Source organism: Ruegeria sp. BHSA118 (assembly GCF_059613405.1).
In genome coordinates this window covers 1-7,364 of record NZ_JBXWSM010000113.1, presented here as the reverse complement: position 1 = coordinate 7,364, position 7,364 = coordinate 1, and the positions used below count along the sequence as shown (strand labels likewise).

The following is a 7,364-nucleotide window of genomic DNA, read 5'->3' as shown; positions in this document are numbered from 1 at the left end:
AGCTGGTGCTTTCGAGAACGGCGCGGCGGACTGACCGGGGGTTATCCCTGCCCGGCCAGTTGCCGATACAGCTTTTCAAACCCGCTATGCACATGGGCTGGCGAGAACCTGTCTTCTGCACCGCGCGCCGTGGCATTGGTGCTTAGCCGGTCATATTCGGCGCGGTCGGTGCAAAGATCGCGCAGCGCCTGAGACAGGGCATCAAGATCATCGACCGCACACAGGCGTCCGACATCGCCATCCACCAATTCACGCACACCGCCGCAATCGGTGGCGATCACCGGCAGCCCGGCGCGGAACGCTTCGACAATTGAAATCGGCAGGGCCTCCCACCGGGAGGTCAGCATATAAAGATCAGAGGCCGCGAGATGGGTGGAGACATCCGAGATCACTCCGGGGAAACGGATGATGTCGGAAACGCCGGCCTGTTCGGCCCAGGCTTCGACCTGGCCGCGCAGCACGCCCTCGCCCCCGACGACGATCCGCAGACCGGGCAGGTCCTGCCGCACACGCCGGGCCACTTCGATCATCGCGTCGAGGCCCTTCTGGTGATCCAGACGGGACAAGGACAGAACCAGATGTGTGCCATCTGCGCCCAACAGTTCGCGCCGCAGGGCATCCGCAGCTGCCGGATCGGCGGGCGGGTTGGGACGTACCCCCAAAAGCATCACCCGCGCCTTGTCGGGGTCGACCTGGCGTTCCAGCAGGGATTGCATGACGGTTTCGCTGGGGCAGATCGCCAGATCGGCTTGCTGTCGGCAGGCGCGGGCCACCGCGTTGAGACGGTCGGGCGACGAGCCGTGATAGGTCATCACAATGGGAATTCCCATTCCCAGACTGGCCAGACGAGCCGTCAGAAGCGGGGCGGTTTCATGCGCATGGATGATATCGACCTTATGGTCCTTGAGCGCCCGGCGCAGGGTCAGGGCCGAGCGTACCAGCCAGTACATTCTGAGGGCCGGGTTGAGTTTGCCATTCGCACTGTGGTCGCTGACCCGGTCAAGTTGCAAAGGTACAAAGACACTGCCATCCGCGGTCTCGCCAAGCTCGCCGGGGGCACCAGCCTTGATCACCTTGTGCCCATGCGCCATCAGGGACCCGCCCAGATCGGTAATGTGGCGCTGAATGCCGCCTCCGAATGTGAAAAACGAGCACATTTGCAGGATGCTGAGCCGTTCCTGAAACGCCTTCTCATTCGTCAGAGGAAGTGTTGTTTCGTTTACCATATCGGTTGCCCCAGTCGGAACGTGACGGTTTTTTCAGTGCCGTCGGATTTTGTCAGGCGGGCTGTGATCCGGTTGGCCGTGTCATTGGGGGTGATGCGAAAAAATGCCTGCGCCTTTTCGCCGTTCCGCACCAGTTCGACGGGCTGCTCTGCCCCCCCATCTGTTGCTATGGACGCCGCAGTGATGCCGGGTTCCCCAACCAGCATTTCGATATCAAGCGGGGTATCGCGGCGCAGAGGTGCGGGCAGGATCAGATAGGCCATCGCAGCAGGTGCGTCGGTCGGGAAGACCCCAGCTCTCGGGTAGCTGCCCGGCCCAAAGCGCTGATGCGCGGTCAGCAGGATACCCAGAACGATCAACAGATAGATCCAGCGGGACAGCCCCAATCCACGCCAGATGCGCCGGAGCGGGCCGTATTGTGCGGCCTCAGGAGCCAGCCGGGCCGCAAAGATCAAGGCGCCCGTCAGGGCAACGCCGGTGGCCACAAGGCCTGACAGAACCCAGAGACCCAATGAGAACGCACCACCCCAGGTGCCGAAATGCAATGTGTTCATCAATGCCTTCCAGCGTGCGAAGCCGCGGGTATCATCCGGGGTGAACGCGCCGAGCACCTCAAGGGTCACTGGATCAACCGATACGCTGCCCCATCCGCTCGTCTTCGCAAAACCGACCACGGGGCCTTCAAAGGCAAAAGTGCCAGCCGGATCTCCCGGCAGCACCACGACAAGCGGCTCCAGGCCCGGCAAGGCGGCAACAGCGTTTGCCTCGGCCTGTTCAAGGGTGTCGGAACTGAAGCCGATAGGCAGGGCGGTGTCACGGGGGGAAGTGGGCTGAGGTTTTGGGGTTGTGCCTTCGATCCCCAGACCGCCGAGCATGAAATAAAAGCTGGTGATTGCAATCAGGATCAGAAGCGGCGCTGCCCAAAGGGCCGTCAGGCGGTGCGTGGCCCCGGCCCAGGATCTGAATCCTCCCGAGCGTTTGGGCCAGCGGAAAAACCCTTTCCAGAAACGTCGGTAGGTAATCAGCCCGCTGACGATCTGATACAGCAGCAGAACAGATGTTGCCGAGATCAGGATGAAGATGGGGCGTTTGGTGGTCAGGAACGTATCATGCAGATCGCGCAGGATGTCGCGAAACCCGCCATCCCTCGTTTCGTAAACGACTGCCCCGGTCACCGGGTCAGTCCAGAAACTGATGTTTTCGCCCCAGCCGGTTCGTCCGAAGGTTCGATCTGCGAACCACGGGGCGGGGTATTTCTCGATGACAAATATATCGCTTTCGGGATGGGTGGCTTTAATGCCGTCATAGATGTCCGCAAAACTGGCCGTCCGGTCTTCTTTGGCAATGGTGGTCCAGATTTTTGGCCGGCCAATGGATTCAACCTCGATGCCGATGACAAGCACTGCCCCCGTCAGGAACATAAAGGCGAAGAAGATCGACAGGTGCAATCCCAGCCGGGTGTGCAGGGAAAATAGCCGGTTTCGAAAGGTTCGGTTCATCTGGAACGCTGACAACTGATAAATTTACCGGCACACTAAATGAAACTGATGTTCAAGAAACAAGGGGTCGGAGAAAACTGACTGTTGTGAATGCGTGAAATCGGCAAAAGATGTGGCGGTGCGCGCACGTTATTGCAAAATATTCCTGTACTTTGGGCGATGTGCGAATCCGATACAGCACCGGGTGATACAATCGTTTCCAACTTGGAGGTTGGGTAATTGGTGTCTTCAGATTTAGAACAAAATCACAAAACAATTTCCATTGTTTCGCCTTGCTACAACGAAGAAGACAATGTGGCGAATTGCTATGAAACCGTAAAAGCGATTTTTGAGGAAAAGCTGCCAGGCTACAGGTGCGAGCATATCTTTGTCGACAATGCATCCTCCGACCGGACTGTCGAGATCCTGCGAGAGATCGCTGAAAAAGATCAGAATGTGAAAGTTGTCGTAAACGCCCGCAACTTTGGAGTGTTCCGATCCGCCTTCAACGGGTTGCGTTATGCCGAAGGGGATGCCGTGGTCGTCATCCTGCCGGTGGATCTTCAGGACCCGCCGGACATGATCCCGGAATTCGTGCAGTTATGGGAAAGCGGTTACGATGTGGTGGCCGGTGCCCGCACCACCCGCGAAGAGGGGATCGTGATGCGCGTGGCGCGCGGCATCTTCTATACGATCGTCAACCGGCTGTCCGATGTCTGGCTGGAGCCATCAGTGGGTGAGTTCCAGCTTATTGACCGCAAAGTGCTCAATGCGGTGCTGTCGCATAACGACCACTACCCCTATATCCGCGGCATCATCGCCAGTTGCGGGTTTCGCCGCATCATCGTTCCGTATGTCTGGCGGGCCCGCAAAAGAGGTGTTTCCAAGCACAATCTGATGGCGCTGACCGATCAGGCGCTGAATGCGATCTTCTCTTTCACACGTGCCCCCATGCGGTTCTGCACGCTGAGTGGTCTGGTGATTGCCATCAGCTGTATTCTGTTTTCCCTCATTTCAGTGGTGTTCTATTTCTTCAATCCGGATTTGGCTCCACGGGGAACCACGACAATCATCGTCGCGCTGTTCTTCCTGTCAGGCATCCAGATGCTGTTTATCGGCATGTTGGGGGAATACATAACCTCGATCCACAATCAGGTGCGGGGCGGTCCGATCGTCACTGAACAGGAACGCATCAATATCGAAGGTCCCGCACGGGACCCGGCGATTGTCAAAGACGAGCATATGGCATGAATATGCGTTCAGGTCGGGTGATGTGGCTCTTTGCCGGGTCGATGGCCTTATGCGGCAGCCCGGTCTGGGCTGCGGACCTCGCGGGCAGCAATGCCACATTGGCGGAACTGCGCCTTTGGTATGCGGCCGTGGTGATTGCTGCGTTGCTTGTGGGGGGTGTTTTCCGGCAGCGTGGCCAGTTTCTTTTTGGCTTGCTTGGCGCGGCGCTGCTTTTGGGCAGTGCGGCCCGGTTGTGGTTGACCCAGCCCCTTTGGTTTCCACGGCTCGAGATTTCCGCGAACCCTCCTGAAAACCTGATCATGCTGGCGATACTGGCGGGGCAGACGGTGTTGACGGGCTTTGTGCTTGTGCGACCGCAGGGAAGGGCGGCCATAACGGGCCTGATGGCAGAAGCAGGACGGTGGCGGCTGATCCTTTTGCTGGGGCTGGCCGCGGCCTTTTGCGTTTCTGCGACGCCATACGTGGCCTACGGGTACTATCTGGCCTTCGGTTTGCAGATCGGGATCGGCGGTGCACTGAACCTTGTGCAGATGGCGACGCTGGTCGCCGTTTTCACAGTTGCCGGGCCTGACCGGGCGCCACGTATCCCGGTTCCGGCCCTGGCGGTCTTTGCAACGCTGGCCAGTGCCGTCCTTGCCTGGGCGGCGTTCGACCGCGTGCCTCATGTCGAGGATGAGGTGGCATATCTGTTTCAGGCGCGCACCTTTGCTGCGGGCGTCCTCGGAAGCCCGGCCCCCCCCGCAGCGGCGCAGCCCGCATTGGAATACTATCTGTTCGACATTCGCGGCGATCAGTGGATCGGCGTGCCGGCACAGGGTTGGGCCATCGTGCTGAGCCTGGGCGTGCTGGCCGGGGTGCCCTGGCTGGTCAACCCCGTGCTGACCGGGATCTCTGTCTGGCTGGCGCATGGCATCGTGTGCCGTGCCGTCAGTCGCGAACGGGCCGATCTGGTGGCGTTGCTGATGGCCACGTCGCCCTGGGTGCTCGCCGTCGGGGGCACGCTGATGGCACATTCCACGACATTGGTGATGGTGCTGCTAGGGTGGTGGTGTCTGCTCAGAGCCGGAGAGGGATCAACGCGCAGGGATGTCTTGCTTGCGCTTGTTGCAGGTCTGGCTTTGGGCTGGGCCTTTGTCACCCGACAGCTTGATGGGTTGATCATAAGCGTTTTGACCGGCCTGTGGTTGCTGCGGCGCCTGCCGGGGGGGATCGGACAGGTGGTCGCCTGTGCCTTGGGCGGTGTTCTGTCAGGAGGCGTCTTTTTGCTGCTCAACCTGATGATCACCGGAGACGCGCTGCTGACCCCGCAAGCGGATTACCTGAGCCGGTTATGGCCCGACACGCAGAATGCCTATGGGTTTGGTCCCAATGTAGGGCCACCGGCCGAGAGCTGGGGCGCGCTCGACATCTGGGTCGGGCACAGTCCGGCCGAGGGTCTGCTGAATCTGATCAATGGTTTTGCCGCGCTCAATTACGAACTTCTGGGCTGGACATTCGGGTCCCTGGTTCCGGTCTGGATTGCGTTCATATGGGGCAGAAAGCTGACCGGGTTCGACCGGGCCATGCTGGTGGTGTTCGCGATCCTTGTGGGGGCCCTGTTTTTTTACTGGTTTACGGGCACGTTCTATCTTGGGCCGCGCTACTGGCATACGGCTTTGTTGCCGGCGCTGGCTTTGGCGGCGGCCGGGATCGAGACCATCCGGGACCGGTTGCCCGAACGGCATCGTGGCCGCCTGCAATGCGTCATCCTGTTGCTGTGTGTGGTGTCTGTTGTCAGTTTCACCCCATGGCGGGGGGTGTCGAAATACAATGGGTATGGTGGCTATACCGGCGACATAAGACGGCAGGCTGCCGGGCTTGGAAACGCTCTGGTCTTTGTCTCGACACAGGGCGATATCGGGTCTGCGCTCTATCTCAACGATCCGTTCCTGCCCGAGGGCAAACCGATTTTCCTGCGCGATATGGGCCCCGAGCAGAACGCAGACATCATCGCGGCCTTCCCGGGCCGCGACGTTGTCTATCTGGGGGATGGCGAATAGGCCCAGCCCAAAGCCAGACCTATTCGGCTGCGTGTTGGCTTTCGCCTGACACGAAGTTGCGCCGGAAATCATTGGCGAACATCGTCCGGGTAAACCGGCCGAGCCCCGAGGCATGTTCGCCGAAGGTTTCGATCCGTGACAGCAAGGTGGTTTTCACCCTTTGATCGACCTGGGTCTGGAACTCGCGGGGGGCATCGAACTGGTAATCCTGCAGCACGCCCTGATATCCCGAATTCCTCCAGGCCTCGACATCGAAAGACGAGCTCCAGACGGGTTCGTGTTCCAGGGTTTCCGAGAAGGGCACATGCAGCATCACCGCGCTGTAGTAATTGATGATCGTGTCGAGCATCTCGTGCGCTTCGTGGTCGTCCTTGTCCAGAAGGTCGCTGATGGCCCGTTTCAGGAAATCAAGTGCTTCGTCCAGCACGATGAACCGGCCAATCATCGAATATTTGCTGAGCAGATTGCCCCCCAACTCGCCGCTGATCAGATCATCATAATTTTCCTGCGCCCAGGCGACGCAATCGGCGCGGGTTTCAAACAGCTCCTGCTGGTTTTCCTCCAGATAACCGGCCACCGCATCCCGGAAGGGTTTGGGGGCCTGATCGAGAATGTCCTGCATATGCTTGACGATCAGGAAGGGCCGGATGCCACGGGACCGCGCCAGCCGGAAGGCTTCTTCGAAATTGTCTTCGTAATAGAAGATCGTCAGCAGCAGATGGAAAACACGGGTGTCCAGATAATCCTGGAACGAGAAATTCTCGGACTGGACCACCATTTCCTCGGTCTCGACCACGGTTGGGCCGGTATATTTGCCCAGGCATCGGGCAACCACGCGATGGAGGGTTTTGAAGCCGAATTTCTCGCGGCTGTCGGGGTTGGCCAGCGGTGCGCCGTGCAGCAGCATCAACTGGTGCGCCGCGACCCGGCTGACGCCGGTTTCGATCAGCTGATCGACGGCATCCATGAAGGATTCCCGGGTTTCACCGGGCATGCACAGGATCAGCTCGCCATAGGATTGCATGCCCTTTGAATGCAGCTCCTGCTGTACCTCGGCATAGGTGTCCAGGCTGATATTGTCGCGTTTGATGTTCTTCAGAACTTCCGGATTCAGAGACTGAACCGACGAGGTCATCGGCAACCGGCCCTTGGCCTTGCGCATCACCTTGATGATCCGGTCGCCGCGGTTCTTGCCCGTGGTGGTGCGGATGTATTTCGGCCAGTCGTACCGTTCCATCAGATGGCCCAGGTAATCGGCCACCTCTTCGTCCTGCACGTACATGCCGAAATTGTCGTCCGCAAAGCACAGCGGGCTGGCATGGTTGATGCGGGCCACGATGTAATCCAGATCGGCCTTGGTGCGTTCAAAC

The 7,364-nt window shown here is 59.4% G+C and carries 5 protein-coding genes; 2 read left to right on the top strand and 3 right to left on the bottom strand.

The window, feature by feature from the left end:
- Positions 1–41: 41 nt before the first annotated feature.
- Together AC2FNN_RS20765 and AC2FNN_RS20760 are read right to left on the bottom strand one after the other, a co-directional pair.
- Positions 42–1,226: a glycosyltransferase family 4 protein gene (locus tag AC2FNN_RS20765; RefSeq protein WP_496760325.1), complete on the bottom strand. Its 1,185-nt coding sequence runs from the start codon at positions 1,224–1,226 to the stop codon at positions 42–44.
- A complete protein-coding gene (locus AC2FNN_RS20760) occupies positions 1,220–2,725 on the bottom strand; it encodes a PepSY-associated TM helix domain-containing protein (RefSeq protein WP_496760323.1) in 1,506 nt (501 codons plus the stop codon). The genes AC2FNN_RS20765 and AC2FNN_RS20760 overlap by 7 nt, the downstream gene beginning before the upstream one ends.
- Before the next feature lie 222 nt (positions 2,726–2,947).
- Between AC2FNN_RS20760 and AC2FNN_RS20755 the strand changes: the two genes are divergently transcribed.
- Entirely contained in the window at positions 2,948–3,955 is a 1,008-nt protein-coding gene (locus tag AC2FNN_RS20755; RefSeq protein WP_496760322.1) for a glycosyltransferase, read from the top strand.
- Complete coding sequence (locus AC2FNN_RS20750; protein WP_496760320.1) at positions 3,952–5,994, top strand: hypothetical protein; 2,043 nt, start codon at positions 3,952–3,954, stop codon at positions 5,992–5,994. The genes AC2FNN_RS20755 and AC2FNN_RS20750 overlap by 4 nt, the downstream gene beginning before the upstream one ends.
- Before the next feature lie 19 nt (positions 5,995–6,013).
- On the opposite strand, the gene AC2FNN_RS20745 is transcribed toward AC2FNN_RS20750, so the two are convergent.
- On the bottom strand, positions 6,014–7,364 hold a 1,351-nt coding region (locus AC2FNN_RS20745), incomplete at its 5' end, for a radical SAM protein (protein ID WP_496760318.1).